The 16,202-nt window shown below is 65.0% G+C and carries 17 protein-coding genes; 8 read left to right on the forward strand and 9 right to left on the reverse strand.

What is annotated here, in order from left to right; genetic code table 11:
* The first annotated feature begins 335 nt into the window (after positions 1 to 335).
* The 5 genes from FLQ03_RS11005 (at position 336) to FLQ03_RS11025 (ending at position 4,407) form a co-directional block, all read left to right on the forward strand.
* Positions 336 to 1,043, forward strand: coding sequence for an energy transducer TonB (locus FLQ03_RS11005; RefSeq protein ID WP_144373333.1), 708 nt, complete (start codon positions 336 to 338; stop codon positions 1,041 to 1,043).
* Positions 1,044 to 1,046: 3 nt separating this feature from the next.
* Positions 1,047 to 1,721, forward strand: a complete 675-nt coding sequence (locus FLQ03_RS11010; RefSeq protein WP_144373334.1) for a MotA/TolQ/ExbB proton channel family protein — start codon at positions 1,047 to 1,049, stop codon at positions 1,719 to 1,721.
* The gene (locus tag FLQ03_RS11015) at positions 1,708 to 2,121 is read left to right on the forward strand and encodes an ExbD/TolR family protein (protein WP_144373335.1); all 414 of its coding nucleotides are present in this window, start codon (positions 1,708 to 1,710) and stop codon (positions 2,119 to 2,121) included. Before FLQ03_RS11010 ends, FLQ03_RS11015 begins: the two co-directional genes overlap by 14 nt.
* A gap of 122 nt (positions 2,122 to 2,243) precedes the next feature.
* Positions 2,244 to 2,924 (forward strand): Fe2+-dependent dioxygenase, encoded by a 681-nt coding sequence (locus FLQ03_RS11020; RefSeq protein WP_144373336.1) that lies wholly within the window; start codon positions 2,244 to 2,246, stop codon positions 2,922 to 2,924.
* 571 nt (positions 2,925 to 3,495) lie between these two features.
* A complete protein-coding gene (locus FLQ03_RS11025; RefSeq protein ID WP_170252386.1) occupies positions 3,496 to 4,407 on the forward strand; it encodes a LysR substrate-binding domain-containing protein in 912 nt (303 codons plus the stop codon).
* A gap of 25 nt (positions 4,408 to 4,432) precedes the next feature.
* Here FLQ03_RS11025 and FLQ03_RS11030 read toward each other — a convergent pair whose 3' ends face one another.
* The 8 genes from FLQ03_RS11030 to FLQ03_RS11065 form a co-directional block, all read right to left on the reverse strand.
* Positions 4,433 to 6,418 (reverse strand): hypothetical protein, encoded by a 1,986-nt coding sequence (locus FLQ03_RS11030; RefSeq protein WP_144373338.1) that lies wholly within the window; start codon positions 6,416 to 6,418, stop codon positions 4,433 to 4,435.
* Positions 6,418 to 7,080, reverse strand: a complete 663-nt coding sequence (locus FLQ03_RS11035; RefSeq protein WP_144373339.1) for a hypothetical protein — start codon at positions 7,078 to 7,080, stop codon at positions 6,418 to 6,420. Before FLQ03_RS11035 ends, FLQ03_RS11030 begins: the two co-directional genes overlap by 1 nt.
* A gap of 23 nt (positions 7,081 to 7,103) precedes the next feature.
* Complete coding sequence (locus FLQ03_RS11040) at positions 7,104 to 7,508, reverse strand: prepilin-type N-terminal cleavage/methylation domain-containing protein (protein ID WP_144373340.1); 405 nt, start codon at positions 7,506 to 7,508, stop codon at positions 7,104 to 7,106.
* On the reverse strand, positions 7,489 to 7,944 hold the full coding sequence (locus tag FLQ03_RS11045) for a pilus assembly FimT family protein (protein ID WP_420855656.1): 456 nt from the start codon (positions 7,942 to 7,944) through the stop codon (positions 7,489 to 7,491). Before FLQ03_RS11045 ends, FLQ03_RS11040 begins: the two co-directional genes overlap by 20 nt.
* Positions 7,938 to 8,399 (reverse strand): type IV pilin protein, encoded by a 462-nt coding sequence (locus FLQ03_RS11050; protein ID WP_144373342.1) that lies wholly within the window; start codon positions 8,397 to 8,399, stop codon positions 7,938 to 7,940. The genes FLQ03_RS11045 and FLQ03_RS11050 overlap by 7 nt, the downstream gene beginning before the upstream one ends.
* Positions 8,400 to 8,823: 424 nt before the next feature.
* Entirely contained in the window at positions 8,824 to 11,904 is a 3,081-nt protein-coding gene (locus tag FLQ03_RS11055; protein ID WP_240802257.1) for an efflux RND transporter permease subunit, read from the reverse strand.
* The gene (locus FLQ03_RS11060; protein ID WP_170252388.1) at positions 11,901 to 13,235 is read right to left on the reverse strand and encodes an efflux RND transporter periplasmic adaptor subunit; all 1,335 of its coding nucleotides are present in this window, start codon (positions 13,233 to 13,235) and stop codon (positions 11,901 to 11,903) included. Before FLQ03_RS11060 ends, FLQ03_RS11055 begins: the two co-directional genes overlap by 4 nt.
* A 220-nt stretch (positions 13,236 to 13,455) precedes the next feature.
* A complete protein-coding gene (locus FLQ03_RS11065; RefSeq protein ID WP_144373345.1) occupies positions 13,456 to 13,641 on the reverse strand; it encodes a hypothetical protein in 186 nt (61 codons plus the stop codon).
* A gap of 206 nt (positions 13,642 to 13,847) precedes the next feature.
* Here FLQ03_RS11065 and FLQ03_RS11070 point away from each other — a divergent pair, with 206 nt between their 5' ends.
* From FLQ03_RS11070 to FLQ03_RS11075, 3 genes are all read left to right on the forward strand, one after another.
* A complete protein-coding gene (locus FLQ03_RS11070) occupies positions 13,848 to 14,240 on the forward strand; it encodes a YidB family protein (protein ID WP_144373346.1) in 393 nt (130 codons plus the stop codon).
* A 215-nt stretch (positions 14,241 to 14,455) separates the two neighbouring features.
* A complete protein-coding gene (locus tag FLQ03_RS19125; protein WP_170252389.1) occupies positions 14,456 to 14,632 on the forward strand; it encodes a hypothetical protein in 177 nt (58 codons plus the stop codon).
* Positions 14,633 to 14,689: 57 nt separating this feature from the next.
* Positions 14,690 to 15,247 carry a GNAT family N-acetyltransferase gene (locus FLQ03_RS11075; protein ID WP_144373347.1) on the forward strand — a complete coding sequence of 186 codons (558 nt, stop codon included), beginning with the start codon at positions 14,690 to 14,692 and terminating at the stop codon, positions 15,245 to 15,247.
* 103 nt (positions 15,248 to 15,350) lie between these two features.
* Here FLQ03_RS11075 and FLQ03_RS11080 read toward each other — a convergent pair whose 3' ends face one another.
* Positions 15,351 to 16,058 carry an META and DUF4377 domain-containing protein gene (locus FLQ03_RS11080; RefSeq protein ID WP_144373348.1) on the reverse strand — a complete coding sequence of 236 codons (708 nt, stop codon included), beginning with the start codon at positions 16,056 to 16,058 and terminating at the stop codon, positions 15,351 to 15,353.
* Positions 16,059 to 16,202 lie beyond the last annotated feature (144 nt).

Consider the following 16,202-nt stretch of genomic DNA (forward strand, 5'->3'; position numbering starts at 1 on the left):
GGTTTGTTTAAAGAGCGGTGCTGACTTCGTTTCGTTTGCGTCGTCAGCTGAGGAGGCGAACTATACCCACCCCGCACTGGGCCGTCAACACCTCGGGCACAAAAAAGTGCAAGTAATTGCTTAAGTGGCTGATTTGCAAAGGTGACGAAAAGCAAAAAGGTTGGCCGCAAGCGGCCAACCTTTTCTTTATTGTGCAGCCGCCGGGCGCAACCGGCACGCTATAGACAGACAAAAGCCCGTTGCGCGCGTGGTCGCAGTGGCGTGTTGTCTACTTTGACACGAAGTGGCTATCGCATTAGTATTAATGAGAATAATTATCACGCTTACTCTCAGTAATGGAACACCGTGCTTTTCATTATGGCGCACTGGGCATCATCGGAGCGGCCCACCTGGGTTTGCTGTTCATGACCCCGGGCCATGCCGCGCAGACTACCCCGCCGCAAGTGTTGCCCATGATAGAGATGGTGCCGGTGAGTCAGCAGCAAGCTGCGCCCAAACCGCCTGCACCGCAGCCGCGCAAGCCCGAGCCGACGCCGCCTAAGCCGAAGGCACTGCCCAAACCGACGCCGACGCCGCCGGTACAGGTGAGCCAGTCCAAACTGGCGCCGCCGGCCAATGCCATTGCGGCACCCGCCCCCACCCCGCCGGCGCCACCGACGCCCGCTGCTGCTGCGCCTGCACCGACAGTCGTGGCAGATAGCCGCCCTGCAGCGGCGGAAAAGCCCGCGGCGGCAGAACAACCCTATATTGCACCGACCCCGATCAGCGGCATGAAAGGCAACCCCAAGCCGGAATACCCGCCGCTGTCGGTGGAGCTGGAGGAAGAAGGCACCGTGGTGTTGCGTGTATTGGTCAGCACCAAGGGGCGGGCACTATCGGTATCGATTTCCAAAAGCAGCGGCTATCCGCGCCTGGATAACTCGGCGCGCCGCACGGTAGCTAGCCAGTGGCAGTTCACGCCCGGCAAGCGCGGCGGCGAAGCGGTAGAAGAGTACTGCCTGGTGCCGATCGAATTTACCCATCCTCACAAAAACAAGACTTAAGCCATGAACCTGATGCTTACCTTTGAACAGGGCGATGCCGTACTGGTATCGGTTTTTCTGATCCTGATCCTGATGTCGGTGCTGACCTGGTACTTCATCGTGCTGCGTGGCTGGCGCGCCTGGCAGGTACGCCGCCTGAATCGCCAAGCGGACGCCCAGCTGTGGGGTGCTGCCAGCTGGCAGGCAGCCGAGAAAGACCTGCAGCAAAGCGAAGCGCCAGTGGCGGCGCTGCTGCGCGAAGGCCTGGGGGCGCTGCGCAAGTATCAGCAGCACCGTGACGGTTCGCTGGGCGAGGCGTGCAGCCTGGACGACTACCTGACCCGTGCGCTGCGCAAGCGCCTGTCGCAGGAACAGCAAAGCCTGGAAGGCGGCATGACCTTCCTGGCCACCATCGGCTCGACCGCGCCGTTCATCGGCCTGTTCGGCACGGTATGGGGCATTTACAACGCGCTGGTGAATATTGGCGCGCAGGGTCAGGTATCGATCGGTACCGTCGCCGGCCCGATCGGCGAGGCGCTGGTGGCCACCGCCGCCGGCCTGGCCGCCGCCATCCCGGCAGTACTGGCCTACAACACCTTTACCCGCCTGAACCGCCTGATCAACCAGGACCTGGATCATTTCACCCACGACCTGCATTCGCACCTGCTGACGCTGGGAGGCAAAGATGGCATTCGGTAGTTTCGACAAGGGCGCCGACGCGCCGATGTCCGAGATCAACACCACACCGCTGGTGGACGTGATGCTGGTCTTGCTGGTGGTGTTCATCATTACCGCCCCGCTGCTGACTAACGCGGTGAAGATCGACTTGCCGCAAGCCAGTGCCGCCGCGCACCAGGAAAAGCAGGAGGCGATCCGCCTGAGCATCGACGCCAGCGGCAAGATTTACTGGAATGACGTACCGATGGAAGAAGGCCGGCTGAAGAGCCGCTTTGCCGAGGCCGCCGCGGCCAACCCGCAAGTGGAGCTGCACCTGCGCGCCGACAAGGCCGTGCGTTATGAGGTGGTAGCCGAAGCGCTGGCCGACGCCCAAAGCGCCGGCGTCAGCCGTATCGGCTTCGTCACTGAAGCCCAGCAATAAGCCTGAGCGGCCTGCCCCACGGCAGGCCGTTTTGCCTATCGTGGCAGACCGATAGGCAAAACGCTGGCCAGGCGCCCCACCCGTCCACGCCGTTTGCCTACCCTGCTGTTACAGGAACCCTCATGCTGTTGCACATCCCTGCCGTCCTTACCCCCGACGAACTCAAGCACGCGCGCGCCCTGCTACTGGCTGCTCCTTGGCACGATGGCCGCGCCACCGCCGGCCAGCAGGCCGTGAGCGTCAAACACAACCTGCAGCTGGCGCCGGAAAGCGACGCCGCACGCGAACTGGCCGCCCTGGTGCGCCAGGCACTGTTCCGCCATCCTTTATATATGTCGGCCGCGCTGCCACAGACGCTGATGACGCCGATGTTCAACTGCTACCAGGGCGGCATGACCTACGGCAACCATGTAGACAACGCCATTCGCCGCGACCCGCTAAGCGGTCAGAGCATCCGCACCGACGTGTCGTGCACCTTGTTCTTTAGTGATCCGGAAGAATACGAAGGCGGCGAGCTTGTAGTGGAAGACACCTACGGCGCCCACAGCGTGCGGCTGCCGGCGGGGGATGCCATCCTGTACCCGTCCACCAGCCTGCACCGGGTAGAGCCGGTTACCGCCGGTGCCCGGCTGGCGTCGTTCATGTGGACGCAGAGCATGGTACGCAGCGATAGCCGCCGCGCCATGCTGTTCGATATCGACATGGCGATCCTGCAATTGCGCCAGAAAGTGGGGGACTGCGCAGAGGTGATGTCGCTGACCGCGACCTATCACAACCTGCTACGGGAGTGGGCGGAAGTATAGGTTGGCCGCACGGACAAAAAAAAACCCGCCGGACATAGCCGGCGGGACACCGTGGGACAGAGCAAAACCCTGATAAATCAGGATTTGACAGCGGGCAAGCCCGCTGCTCGGGCCGGGCCGGCATCCGACGGGTAGACCATACCCGTGACAGTCAGATGGCGACTCGCCCTACCACAGCCCCGTGAGGGGCGGGTTCGGCAGGCAGCGGGCAAACCCGCTGCCGGTATTCGGTAACAACGATAAACCAGTTGCAGTGTAGCAAGTGCCTGCCGGCGACCCAAGCTGTTCAATAAGCCGGGTTGCCGAAAAGACTGTTTAGCCGTCAGGACGTGCCAAGCAATGCGCCTCTTGGGCCATTTATTGCCATCATTTTTTTGCATGGCAATAAAGCGTTGCGCATTTAACGAAAAAGCCACAACAAAATTGCACAAGCCTAACAAAGGTGCCTGCTAAGCATTTATTCTTGCTACAGGTTTCGTCATTTCAGGCTAGCAGCTTACCCACAACATTGCACGTTGACAAAGCATGAATCCGCATGTTTACCATGCGTAAAAATCATGGAATTACTGCAATGAAACTGCCCCCGCTCAATGCCCTGCGTGTGTTCCTGGTGGCTGCCGAACATCACTCGTTTACCAAGGCTGGCGAAACCCTGCACCTGACCCAGGGCGCGGTAAGCCGCCACATCCAGACCCTGGAGGCCCATTACGGCCTGCCGCTGTTTGTGCGCCAGGCACGCGGTTTGACACTGACACCGGAAGGCGTGGCCTTGTTCCCGGCAGTACGCGACGCGTTTTCCCGCATCGAAGCGGCCAGCGACGCCATTTCGCGGCGCTCGCGCGAGCTGCGGGTGAAAGCCAGCCCGTCGATTGCCTCGCGCTGGGTGCTGCCGCGCTTTACCCAGTTCCGCAACCGCTACCCCGAGCTGATGGTGAGCCTGGTGACGGTGACCGGCTTCGACCCCAACTTCAAGAGCCGCGAGTACGACATCTCGTTCCAGGCCTGCGAAACGCAGGAGCCGGGCCTGATCTACCATCGCCTGCGCGGCGCTCGCTTCGTGCCGGTGGCCTCGCCCGACCTGTTCCGCGACAAGCCCTTGCCCAGCATCAAGCAGTTTCTGGACTACCCGCTGCTGCACCCGTCGCACGAAGACCAGTTCTGGTCGCAATGGTTTGCCCTGGCCGGCATGAACCCGGGCAACAGCATCGAGGCTTACGCCTTCGATACGCTGGACCTGGCCATCACCGCCGCCGCGCGCGGCATGGGCATCACGCTGGCCGAGGAGAGCATGATTGCCGACGACCTGGCCAACGGCAGCCTGATCCAGCTGTCGGATATCGCACTGGTCACCAGCTGGGCCTACTACCTGATTTATCCGCAAGAGCTGGCTACCCTGCCCAGCGTGATTGCATTCCGCGACTGGGCCCTGGCCGAATTCAGCGATGCACCGCCGGCCGGCAGCAGTGACGCCGCAGCCGGCTAACACGGGCCAATAACCCGCACAGCCACTACAAGGCGCGCACGCGGACGATGCGCACGGCGCTGACGGTGCCGCTGCTGCCACCGCCGGCGCTACCGCCGCCGCCACTACCTCCACTGCCGCCACTGCCTTGCCCGTCACCACCGTTATCGATGTAGCTCTGATCCGGCGTCAGCTGGCTGACGTCGATCTCCAGCCCTTCATTGGTGATTTCGCTGGGCAGCTCGCTGGCCAGCGTGTCGCCGTCGCCCACCCAGACCGCGCCACGAATGCTCACCTTCTGGCCGCTGACCAGGATCAGCTTGCTGATCACCACATTGCCGGCAATCTGCCAGCCATTGGGCGCAAACGAGCCATTCACCACCACCGCCATATTGCCCACCGGCACGCCAACGTGGCTGCCGGCAGCGTTCTGCCAGGTTTTCAAGCTGCCGCGATCGTCACACAGCTGGGTAGGGTAAACCGATTGCCGGCACGCCTCGGCACGCTGCGGGTTGGCCGCGGTGCCGGAAAAATTGGGCGCCACCAGCTGGCGCAAGCCGGTATTGCTGAGCCGCAAGGTGCCACCGGACAGCAGCGTGTTGTACAGCACGTTGCTGGCGGCACTGATTTCCACGCTGCCATCGTTGGCCGCGGTGCCCTTGAACAACACCACCCCGGGCGGCAGCTCCAGCCCGGCCAGCCGGCCCCAACCGGTGGCGGCGGTTTTTTCCCATAGCCGGCAGCTGCCACCATTGCAACGCATGAACGGCAAGGTAGGGGCACCGGGGAAGCTGGTCAGGCTCAGCGTGCTCTGGCTCAGGTCGTAGGTGCCGGCCAGGTCCAGCCCGCTGCTGCTACGCAGGTGCTGGATGCGCAAGGTGGGGCGGCCGCCATTCTGGTCATCAAAATAGAAAATGTAGTTGGCCTGCGCCGCCAGGCGGTTGGCGTCCTGATTCACCAGCGCCGTCTGGCAATCCACCGGAGGGATGGTCTGTGGCGTCGCCACCGTCAGCCGCGGCAGGGTTACCGTGTTACCGCTGGCCGGCGGCTCGCTGCAGACAAAGCCTTTGCCGTCCAGGCGGCAGCTGGCCGGCTGCGCGGCAGTGTTGTAATCGGGCAAGGTAAACGCGCGGCCGCCAATGCTGCCCAGCGTCAGCGTCGGCAACAGCCAGGGGGACGGCACGTACAGGTTGCCGCCGCCGTGCAGGCTGTCTATCTCGACCGGGCCGGTCGCCAGAAACTGCTGGTAGCTGATGCGCTGGTAGCGCGACGCGCCGCCGGGGCGCACGCGGCCGTCTTCGGCATTGCCGCCGATCACCACGCTGCGCGCCTGCAGGCTGACGTCACGGGCATTGGCGCCGCCAAACACCCAGATATCGCCGCCGGCCAGGTAGCTGCCGGTGTACTGGCCGTTACCGCCAATCTTGATATTGCCGCTGGCGCAGGTAGGCGACGACGCGCTGCTGCTGATTTTCTCGATATTGATGTCGCCGTCCACCGCCACGCCGCCCAAGCCGCTGCTGCCGTTGATGACCTGGAACAGGTTGCCGCTGACGTTCAGGCCGCCGTTCACCGCCAGCGCACTGCCTAGGCGGGCGAAGTCCTGACTGGCGGCGGTCAATTGCAGGCCGGCTTCCAGCGTGGCCGTGCTGTTGGCACTGCGACCAACGACGCGGAAGCAATAAGCCCCCGCCGCCACATTGGCGCAGCCGGGCTGAAAACGGATACGCGCCAGTTCGCTGCCGTCGGCCCGGCGCACGGCCAGCTCGTCCAGCGCGGCCAGATCGGTAGTCTGCTTGCCCTGCAGGTACTGGCGCAGCGCTTCCACGCCGGCCCAGGCGTTGATCTGGGCCTGGGTGCGGGCGTGTACTGCCTGGTTGCTGTCCTGCGCGGCGCGCACGTAGTGCATCACCCCCAGAGTGAGTGCCGACATCGACATGCCGGTCAGCAACACCAGCAACAAGGCGGCCATGCCGCGCTGGCGGGAAAGGTTGGCCGCACACAGCGGGCGGCGACGGCGGGAAAGGGGCATCAGGAAAAATTCATCAGGCAGATACTGCTGTTGACGGTTTGCTGGCCGGCATGGCCTGCCACGGCCAGCCGCAGCAGGTAGCGGCCGCCACTGGCCTGGCTGACCAGGCCATACGGCTGGCAACCGCCCGCAACCGGCAGCAAGGACAAACGCACCACGCCGGTATCCGGCGCGGCAGCGGGGGTAGGGGTGGGCGGCTGCAACAGCGGCGCCGCCACGCTCCAGCCGGCCCAGTCCATGCTGTTGCCCTGCAAGCGCCACAGGCCACCGCTGGCCGGGGCGTACACGCCGTCGTAGTGATAGACGCCGCTGGCATCACGGCTGCGCCACAACAGCGCCTGCCCCGCGCCGCTGGCAGCGGTCAGCGCACCGCTGGCCGGTAGCGCCAGCAGCGGCTCGGCGCTGCCGCCGGGTGTGGCCTGCTGCAGCAGGCGCAGGTCGTCCGGGTAGCGCGGCTGTGGTAGTACGCCGGAGGCAGCCGCATTGACATAACCGGCTTGCGACAACAACTGCTCGGCCGCCAGCAGCGCGGCGGCCAACTGGCCGTCTTGCTGTGCCCCGACCCGGCTTTCGGCGGTGACGCGGCTGGTGGTGCGGAACAGCGACAGCATGGCCATCACGCTAAACATGGCAATCAGCATGCCGACCAGTAATTCCAGCATCGACAAGCCCGCCTGGCGCCGCCTCACGAGCCCAGCGGGTCGACACGGACCTCGCCCCCCAGCACGGTGCCGCTGGCCTGCATCGCCGGCATCGCCACGCTGACGCCCTGGCTGGCCAGGCTGCCGCCCAACGGCACCACCTGCAAGGTGGTCGCCACGCTGCGGCAGCTGGCCTGCACGCCACTGGCGCCCAGCGCCAGGGTAGTGGTCACCGCCGCCGTACCCCGACAGGCACCTTGCGCCAGCGCCTCGCGCATCTGGCTCACCACCAGGTGCTGGCCGGCCGTGCGCTGCTGCGCCACCATGGCCTTGGCCGCCACGTAGGCGGTGCCGATACCGATGACCGACATCAACAACAGGGTGATCAGCGCCTCCAGCAAGCTCATGCCGCGCTGGGCGCGACGTTGCCTAACGCAAGCGGTTGGCACGATGGTCTCCTCCGTCGGCAGACAAGTGATAGAAAACACACGCCGCCAGCGGCAGGCCGGCGTTGTCCAGCGGCAGCGTATTGCTGCAGCCGGCGCTGGCGGCGGCGGTATCGGCCGCCAGCCAGCCGTCCACGCCCTCCGGCAGCGTGGCCGACCACGCCAGCGTGCCACTGCTGCCCTGGTACACCTGCAACTGGCGCGGCGCCACCAGGCGCAAGCTGGCCGCAGCCGTGCTGCCGGTGGCCGCCAGCGGGTTGCGCAAGGCCACGGCCCGCGCCTTGGCGTAGGCCTGTAACAGCTGCGATTCCGCCTGCCCCAGCCGCGCATTGGCCATCCAGCTGCGCGCCAGCGGCACGCTGGCCAGCAGCAGCACCATGGCAATGGTCAGCACGATCATCAGTTCCACCAGGCTGAAGCCGGCTGCCGGCCTTACCACACCGACACCCCGCCGCAAGCGCTGCCGCCACTGACGGCACGCACGTTGTTGCTGGACAAGGTGAGCTGGCAGCCGGCATTGCTGCCGCCAGGCAAGCCGGTGGCGGTCAGCGTGTAGCTGCCGCTGGCGGCCTGCACCGAGTAAGCGAAGCGGTCGCCCCGCGCCGGCGACCACGGCGAGCTCACCCCGCCGGACGCCAGATAGGCCTGGGTCGCCGCCGTATCGGTGGTGGGGTTGCTGGCCGGTTGCGGGTACACCAGCTGGCGCTGGTACAGGCTTTCCATGGCCAGCCCCAAGGCCACCAGGTCGGCGGCGGCGGTCTGCGCGCTGCTGCGGCGGACGTAACTCTGGTAAGCCGGCAGGGCGACGCTGAGCAGGATGCCGGCGAGCGCCACCACCACCACCATTTCCAGCAAGGTGAAGCCGCGAACGCGGGAGGAAGAAGAAAACGGCACAACTGGAACCTTATTGGTATTAATTTAGAAATATTGCTCTAAATTGTTGATTTCAAACATATTTCAGCAAAAGCAATGGTACATCAGCATTAAAATATTGCCAATGTGCCATTTTTTGCACATCAATCTGCGCAACTTCGGCTCAATTTAGCCATATTTTGGCGCCGGAAATTGCCCACTTCGGGCAAATTGGTAGTTTTGTGGTATTACCTACATATTCCTACAGCATGCATTGGTAAAAATGCCACAGTCGCAGCAGCCGCTTCGCGCCGGCCGTGCGCCGGTTACGGTCAAACAAACGCCCCGTGTGCAGGGCACACGGGGCCAAAATGGGCGACACCCCCGGTTGGCCTTGCCAAGCGGGGGTGTCGTGTTACATGCCAGACGGCGGTTTTAGCCGCCGCTGCGGTACGGCGCCAGGCCGTTAAGCCGCAAGCTGCTTGCGGCCAACCTTGGCTGCCAGACCGTCAAACCACAGGTACAGCACCGGGGTGATGTACAGCGTCACCAGCTGCGAGAACAGCAAGCCGCCGACCACCGCCACACCCAGCGGCTGGCGCAACTCGGCGCCGGCCCCCAGCGCCAGTGCAATCGGCAGCGCGCCCATCATGGCGGCCAACGTGGTCATCAGTATAGGGCGCAGGCGCAGCAGGCAGGCGGTACGGATGGCCTGCTGCGGGCTCATGCCCTGCTCGCGCTGCGCCGCCAGCGCAAAGTCGATCATCATGATGGCGTTTTTCTTCACGATGCCGATCAGCATCAGGATGCCGATGCTGGCGATGATGGTCAGCTCCTGGTTCAGCAGCATCAGCGCGCCCAAGGCGCCCATCGCCGCCGACGGCAGGCCGGCCAGGATGGTGAGCGGGTGGATGTAGCTTTCGTACAGCACCCCCAGCAGCACGTAGATCACCAGCAAGGCCACCAGCAGCAGCGTGGTCTGGCTGCCTTGCGACTCGGCAAACGCCGCCGCGTCGCCGGCGTAGCTGGTAAACACGCTGGCCGGCAGGCCGATTTCCTGCTGTATGGCTTTCAGGCGCGCATCTACCTCGCCCAGCGCCACGCCCGGCGGCAGGTTGAACGACAACGTCACCGCCGGCAGCTGGCCCTGATGGCTGACCGATACCGGCCCCACCGTGCGCTGGATGCTGGCCACGCTGGTCAGCGGCACCAGCTCGCTGCCGCTGCCGCGCACGTACAGGCGGGTGAGGTCGTACTCGTTCACGCGCTGGCTGTCGTCCAGCTGCAGCAGTACCGAGTAGTTGTCGTTGTCGGTGTAGATGGTGGCTACCTGGCGCTGGCCGAAGGCGGTATACAGCGCGGTGCGGATAGCCTGCATGCCCACCCCCAGCTGCGCCGCCTTGTCGCGGTCGATGTGCAGCTCGGCCTGCAAGCCCTTGCGCTGCGCGTCGCTGTTGACGTCCTGGAACAGGCTGTCCTTACGCATCGCGCGCTCCAGCTTCTCGCCCCAGTCGTACAGGCTGCTGCTGTCCACGCTCTGCAGCACGTACTGGTAGCGGCTCTTGCTGCTGCGGCCGCCCAGGCGCAGGTTCTGCACCGGGTTGATCGCCGCGCTCAGGCCGTTCACCTTGCGCAGATCCTTGCGCAGGTCGTCCACTACCTGGTCGATCTTGCCGCGCTGGCCGCGTGGCTTCAGCGTGACGAACATGCGCCCGCCGCTGCCGCTGACCGACGACGTCACCGCCGCCACGTGCGGGCTTTGCTGCACGATGGTGGCCGCCCGCGCCTGCAGTGCGGCCAACCGGTCGTAGGACACGTCCTGCGGTACTTCGGTATTGATGCTGATCTGGCCGGTGTCCTCCACCGGGAAGAAGCCTTTCGGAATGGCGTGGAACATCCACGCCGAACCGGCCACGGTGCCCAGCGCCACCAGCAGCGTCAGGCGGCGATGGCGCAAGGCGGCGTCCAGCGTGCGCTCGTAGGCCGCCAGCAGCGCATCGAAGCCGCGCTCGAATGCACGGGCAATGGCGTGGCCCTGGCCGGCGTCGGCATGGTGCGGCATGTGGTCGCGCCGCAAAAAGCGCGACGCCAGCAGCGGGATCAGCGTCAGCGACGCCACCGCCGACACCAGGATGGCCAACGACACCACCACGGCAAACTCGTGGAACAGCAGGCCGATGACGCCATCCATGTAAAAGATGGGGATGAAGATGGCCACCAGCGACAGCGAGATGCTGACGATGGTGAACGCGATCTCGCGCGAGCCTTTCAGCGCCGCCGTCATCGCGTCGTCGCCCTCCTCCATGTAACGCACGATGTTTTCCAGCACCACGATGGCGTCGTCCACCACCAGACCCACCGCCAGCGTCAGGCCCAGCAGCGAGATGTTGTCGATGGAATAGCCCATCAGGTACATCAGGCCCAGCGTGCCCACCAGCGAGATCGGCAGCGTCAGCGCCGGAATCACCGTGGCGGCCATGCGCTGCAGGAACATGAAGATCACCATGATCACCAGCGCAACCGTCAGCAGCATGGTGAGGTTCACGTCGTGCACCGCTTCGCGGATGGACTCGGAACGGTCGGACAGCGGCGTGACGCGCACCGAGCCCGGCAGCTGGCTTTCCAGCTTGGGCAGCATGGCGCGGATGGCGTCCACTACCGCCACGGTGTTGGCGTCGGACTGGCGGAACACCGCCAGCACGATGGAGCGTTCGCCGTTGACCCAGCTGCCGGTCTTCAGGTTTTCGATACTGTCTTCCACCGTGGCCACGTCGGCCAGGCGCACCACGCTGCCGTTACGGTTGGCCACCGCCATGGCGGCAAACTCGGCGGCGCTCTTCAGCTGGCTGTCGGACTGGATGGTCAGCACCTGCGACGGGCCTTCCAGCGTGCCCAACGGCGTATTGCCGTTGGCCGCGCGCAGTGCGGTAGCCACTTCGTCCAGCGTCAGGTTACGTGCGGCCAACCGTTGCGGGTCGGCCTTCACCCGCACCGCGTAGCGCTTCTGGCCAAACACCTGCACCTGGGCCACGCCGTTGATGGTGGACAAGGTGGGCGACACCAGGTTGTCCATGTAGTCATTCAGCTGCGTCAGCGACAGCGCCGGCGAGTTCAGCGCCAGCAGCAGGATGGGCGCGTCGGCCGGGTTGACCTTGCGGTAGGACGGCAGGCTGGTCATCTCGTCCGGCAGGCTACGCTGCGCGCGCAGCAAAGCGGCTTGCACGTCGAGTGCGGCGCCATCCAGATTGCGCCCCGGTTCAAACTCCAGCGTGATCGAGGTACTACCCTGGCTGCTGCTGGAGCTGATTACCGCCACGCCGGGAATGGTGGCGAACTGCTTTTCCAGCGGCGTGGCCACCGAGCTGGCCATGGTCTGCGGGCTGGCACCCGGCAGGCTGGCCGACACGTTGATGGTGGGCGTCTCGTAACTGGGCAGCGCGGCGATGGGAATACGCTGCAGGGCCAACAAGCCGCCGATGATCAGCGACAGGCACAGCAGCACCGTCATCACCGGGCGGCGGATACAGAGCTCGGAAATATTCATCATTGCGCTCCGCTGGCTGCCCGCTGGCGTTGGCCCGCGTCGGCCCGTGGCGCGCTGGCGTCGCCGCCCGCTGTCCGGGCAGCTTTATCGCCCCCGGTCACCGGGCCGCACTCGGCCAGGTTCTGGCCCCCCTTGCCGGCAGCGCGGCTGCCACGGCCACCCTCTGCTGCCGCACCGCTGGCCTCGCTGCGGCCAACCTTGGCTGCCGCACTGGCGTCCTGCTTGCGCGGCGGAGCCAGCGTCACCAGCTCGCCGGGGCGCACGTTCTGGCCGCCATTGACCACCACCTTCAAGCCGGGGGCGATGCCGCGCACGATGGCGCGCTCGTTCTGGATGGCCAGCAACGTCAGCGGTATGCGCTGCGCTTTGCTGTCGGCGCCCACGGTGTAGGCAAACTGGCCGTCGGGGCCGGTGAGCAAGGCCGCCACCGGAATGTTGGCCGCACCGCGGTAGGCGCCTGCTTGCAGCGCGACATTCACAAACTGGCCCGGCCACAAAGCCGTGCCGGCGTTATCGAAACGGGCTTTCAGCAGCACGTTGCCGCTGGCGCTATCGACCGCGCTATCGATAAAGGTGAGTTCGCCGCTGTGGCACTGCCCGGCGCCGTTACCGGTGCGCGCCACCACTTTCAGCGGGCCAGCCTGCTGCGCCTGGCGTACCGCCTGCAGTTGTTGTTCCGGCAACGTAAAGCTGACCGCCACCGGCGACATCCGCGTCAGCGTGAGCATCGGTGTGGCCATGCCTGGCTGCACCAGCGCACCGGGCGACAGGCTGATGGCGCCGACACGGCCATCCACTTGCGCGTAGATAGCCTTCTGGCGCAGGCTTACCCGGGCCGATTCCACCGCTGCGCGGTCGGCGGCCAAGGTGGCCTGCAAGCTGTCTACCTTGCCCTGCAGCGCGTCCAGCGCACTCTGCGAAATGAACTGCTGGCGGAACAGGTCGCGCCCGCGGGCCAGGTCGCGCTCGGCGATCTTCAGCTGCGCCGCGTCGCTGGCCTGCTGCGCCTGTACCCGTGCCAGCGCGGCGCGCTCGGCAGCGTCATCCAGCTGCACCAGCAGGGTGCCGGCTTTCACCAGCGTGCCCTCCTGCACCGGCACCCGGCTGACCACACCGGACACCTGCGGTTTCACCTCGACACGGTCCAGTGCGGTGACAGTGCCATTGGCCGTGAGCACCACCGGCAAGCGGTTGGGTTGCACCGGCGCCAACGCCACCACCGGCGGCCGCTTGGCGCGCGCGTTTTTATCGTCGGCCGCTGCCTTGCCGGCCTGCCACCACCATGCGCCACCGGCCAGGGCGGCCAGCACGGCGACTGTGAGCACTTTGTTCATGTTTGCCATCGCGGAATGTTCGATAGCAGCAAGCATAATCAAAAAGCACGACCGCCTTATGGCGAAGTTCATTAATGAATATGAACAATCTGTCCTGCCCTACGCTAGCTCAGCACCGGCAGCCTTCCATCAGACTGCCACATAAAAACAAAGCCCTTCCTGTTACAGGAAGGGCTGGGTCTGTTGCGGCCAACCGCTTAACGCTACGGCCGTGCCACACTTACTTTTTGTCGTCGCTGTCGGGGCTGTGCTGCTGCAGCAGTTTGCCCAGCAGCGGGTTGTTCAGCTTCTTGTCGTCCTTGGCGTTGGAGGCCTTGCCGAAACGGTCGGGCGAACCGGCTTTGCGGATGTTCTCGCGAACCTTTACCGCCTCGAAACGCTGCATGTCGAAGTAATTGATGGGCATGACGCTCTCCGGAATGGCAAAACGGGGCAGTATGCGGCAGCGCGCGGCGCTTGTCCATGCCGGCGGCGGGCAATGCGCTTGATAAAACAAGCAGTTAAGGCGACATGACGTCACTGTGGCCAAGCGTTTTATTTATAGAAACATTTATCTGTAACAAGAAAAGGTTTAAGTTGGTCGCTCGTTCCCCCTCAATAGAAAGGCACACCATGAGCATCCTCGACCAACTGGGCAGCCTGTTCGGTAACAGCGAACAAGGTGGCCTGCTGCAAGCCGCCAATACCCTGCTGGAAAACAACGGCGGCGTCGCCGGCCTGGTGGAGAAGTTCCAGAACGGCGGCCTGGGCGAGATCGTCTCGTCCTGGGTCGGCACCGGCGACAACCTGGCCATCACCCCGGAACAAATCCAGAGCGTGCTGGGTAACGAGCAGATTGCCGGCCTGGCCGAAAAACTGGGCATCGACCCGGCGGTGGCCTCGCAACAGATCGCCGAACACCTGCCCACCGTGATCGACAAACTCACCCCCAACGGCCAGGTAGAAGGCGACAACCTGCTGGCCCAGGGCGCCAGCCTGCTGGGCGGCCTGTTCAACCGCGGCTAAGCCCGCATCCCGCACCACAGGTTGGCCGCATGCGGCCAACCTGATGCGTCGCCAGGCATCAAGCAGATGCGTGGCCCGCAACCAGACCCGCCTCTTCCCTGTGCTTTTGCCAAAGTCTGGCAACCGGCAAGGCGACGCGAGTTTGCGCAACAAGAACCATGTCATAAAATGGAATTGCCTGCCGATTACCGTACCCACCGCCCGAGGTGAACAGCATGCATCTGCACACCATCCTGCAAGGGGCCAACACCGGCCTGCTGATTTTTGCCCTCACCGTCATCGTCCAGGGCCTGGCCACCCCGGCCAGCCTGCTGCAGCCCGCCAGCTACGTGCTGATCGGCGTCATCGTCCAGCTGGCACTTAGCTGGCGAGGTCAGCGCAAGGCCCGCTAAGCCCGTCGCCGGCGCGGATACCGCCGCGCCGCCGCTCCCCCCGCAGCAGGTCCCCGCATGCCGCTGTCGCTCTCTTTCCCCAACCACGCCTTGCTAGCCAGCTACCAGCAAGCGCTGAGCCGCGGCTGGGCCGGGCACGAGCAGGACCCAGACACCGCCAGCCGCATGCTGGCCGCCTGCCGCGCCGCACCCGACACGTATCTGCTGCACTTCACCCACTACCCGCTGCCGGCAACCGACATAGGGGCAGACGCTGACAATAGCGAACCCTACCTACCCCACTGCCGCTTCTGGATCAGCAACGACGAATACTGCGGCGAACTCAGCCTGCGCTGGCCACTGCCCGGCGACACCCTGCCGGCAGACTGCCCCGGGCACCTGGCCTGGTCGGTGGTGCCGTGGCAACGCGGCCACGGCTACGCCTGCCAGGCGGTGCGGCTGCTACTGCCACGCATCGCCCACCTGGGCCTGCCGTGGCTGGACATGGCGATGGCCACCAGCAACGTCGCCTCCTGGAAAACCGCCGAGCACCTCGGCGCCACACGCATCGCCACCTACCAGACCGGCACCGAACACGGCCACGTCAGCGCTTATCGGTATCGGTTGATGCTATGAAACTGCCCAGGGTGTAGCAACCAGTACTGCGGCCAACTGCTCACAAACAAAAAGCCCCGGCATGCCGGGGCTTGGTTTTTGAGGCCTTACTCGCGTTACACCATCAGGGGGCGATGCGGATCTGCTCGACGATGGTTTCCAGCACCCAGCGGCGGTCGGGGGCGTCGGCGGGCGGGTTGGCCACCTTGATCTCGCTGATGCGCAGGCGGTAGGCAGTGCCCGGCTCGAACTGGAAGCCTTCGATATCGCCGTAATGGTGTTGCCACGGCTGGTTGGCGCGCTCGCGCACTTGTAGGCACTGCATCGGCGCCACGCCGGTGCACGGGCGGCGCTCGGGGGCCACGTAGATAAAACGCTGGGTGGCCGGCTCGGCCGCCGGTACTGCGGTAGCAGCGGTAGTGACGTTAACCGGCAGCGGCTTGGTGACGTGAGCTGGAGCAGCCACCGGCTGCCATACCTGCTGCTGGGCCACTTCGCCGATCAGCAGTTTGTCGCCGTTCAGCCGCACTTGCGGGCGGCTGCGCAGCAGGGCTGCCAGGGCTTGCTCGCGCTGCATGGCGTCCGGGGCGCACGCCATCAGCGTGCTGGCCAGATGGCCTACCACCAGGCGGCCCTGCTCGATGCGGGCCGGGCCGAACATCCGGTTGCAGCCGGCGCTGGCCGAAAGCTGGCCGTCTTTCAGCTGCAGCGTTTGCAGCGGCTGGCCATCGGGGCCGGTTTGCTGCCACTGCCCTTGCTGTGGCACGGTGCTGCTGGCGCAGGCGCCGAGCAACAGCGACATCATGGCAATGCCAAGGCTTTTCCGGTTCATTTCGCGCTCCTGTTTGCAATCAACGGGGCAGCTTATGCCAATGCGCCGACACCGGTCAATGCCAACGGGTTTAACGGTTGTTAAGCGTGTCACAGGCTGTCACAGACGCGGGTGCCCAATAGCAACCGCCGCCAGGCAACCCGG

Source organism: Vogesella urethralis, from assembly GCF_007644045.2.
Lineage (GTDB): Bacteria > Pseudomonadota > Gammaproteobacteria > Burkholderiales > Chromobacteriaceae > Vogesella > Vogesella urethralis.

What these genes read in the sequence shown, in the direction of transcription:
- FLQ03_RS11005 (WP_144373333.1), top strand. Translation starts at nt 336, where the DNA reads ATGGAACACCGTGCTTTTCATTATGGCGCACTGGGCATCATCGGAGCG.
- FLQ03_RS11010 (WP_144373334.1), top strand. Translation starts at nt 1,047, where the DNA reads ATGAACCTGATGCTTACCTTTGAACAGGGCGATGCCGTACTGGTATCG.
- FLQ03_RS11015 (WP_144373335.1), top strand. Translation starts at nt 1,708, where the DNA reads ATGGCATTCGGTAGTTTCGACAAGGGCGCCGACGCGCCGATGTCCGAG.
- FLQ03_RS11020 (WP_144373336.1), top strand. Translation starts at nt 2,244, where the DNA reads ATGCTGTTGCACATCCCTGCCGTCCTTACCCCCGACGAACTCAAGCAC.
- FLQ03_RS11025 (WP_170252386.1), top strand. Translation starts at nt 3,496, where the DNA reads ATGAAACTGCCCCCGCTCAATGCCCTGCGTGTGTTCCTGGTGGCTGCC.
- FLQ03_RS11030 (WP_144373338.1), bottom strand. Translation starts at nt 6,418, where the DNA reads ATGCCCCTTTCCCGCCGTCGCCGCCCGCTGTGTGCGGCCAACCTTTCC.
- FLQ03_RS11035 (WP_144373339.1), bottom strand. Translation starts at nt 7,080, where the DNA reads ATGCTGGAATTACTGGTCGGCATGCTGATTGCCATGTTTAGCGTGATG.
- FLQ03_RS11055 (WP_240802257.1), bottom strand. Translation starts at nt 11,904, where the DNA reads ATGATGAATATTTCCGAGCTCTGTATCCGCCGCCCGGTGATGACGGTG.
- FLQ03_RS11060 (WP_170252388.1), bottom strand. Translation starts at nt 13,235, where the DNA reads ATGAACAAAGTGCTCACAGTCGCCGTGCTGGCCGCCCTGGCCGGTGGC.
- FLQ03_RS11065 (WP_144373345.1), bottom strand. Translation starts at nt 13,641, where the DNA reads ATGCCCATCAATTACTTCGACATGCAGCGTTTCGAGGCGGTAAAGGTT.
- FLQ03_RS11070 (WP_144373346.1), top strand. Translation starts at nt 13,848, where the DNA reads ATGAGCATCCTCGACCAACTGGGCAGCCTGTTCGGTAACAGCGAACAA.
- FLQ03_RS19125 (WP_170252389.1), top strand. Translation starts at nt 14,456, where the DNA reads ATGCATCTGCACACCATCCTGCAAGGGGCCAACACCGGCCTGCTGATT.
- FLQ03_RS11075 (WP_144373347.1), top strand. Translation starts at nt 14,690, where the DNA reads ATGCCGCTGTCGCTCTCTTTCCCCAACCACGCCTTGCTAGCCAGCTAC.
- FLQ03_RS11080 (WP_144373348.1), bottom strand. Translation starts at nt 16,058, where the DNA reads ATGAACCGGAAAAGCCTTGGCATTGCCATGATGTCGCTGTTGCTCGGC.